Here is a 410-nt window from a genome sequence, read left to right on the forward strand (position 1 = left end):
CGCGTCGAGCTCGCCCTCGAGGTCCTCGTGGATCCGGAGGTACTCCAGCGCCTCGAAGGTGTGCTCGGCCACGTCCTCGATCCCGTGGAGGTCGAACAGCTCGGGGTACTCCTGGCGCAGCGACATCGAACAGGAGGTACAGGACGCGATCACGTCGGCGCCCTCCCCGATGGCCTCGACGAGGTTCTCGACGTTCGTCTCCGCGTGGCGCCGGGCGTCCTTCAGCATCCCGTTCGCGAACATCGGGGTGCCAGAGCACTTCTGGGGCGGCACCATCACCTCGTAGCCGAAGTGCTCGTACACGCGGACCATGGCCTTCCCGACCTCGGGGGTGTTGTAGTTGGAGTAGCAGCCGTGGAAGTACGCCACGCGCTTGTCGGGGTTCTCCACCTGCGCGCCGCCGCGCGCCT

General features: G+C 67.3%; 1 protein-coding gene. It reads right to left on the minus strand.

Going from position 1 to position 410, the window contains the following annotated elements; genetic code table 11:
- Nucleotides 1-410, minus strand: a 410-nt coding sequence (locus EXE44_RS18355) for a heterodisulfide reductase-related iron-sulfur binding cluster (protein ID WP_274595401.1), incomplete at both ends; no start/stop codon positions are given.

Origin of the sequence: Halorubrum sp. SS7, from assembly GCF_005435055.1 — an archaeon.
Classification (GTDB): Archaea; Halobacteriota; Halobacteria; order Halobacteriales; family Haloferacaceae; genus Halorubrum; species Halorubrum salinarum.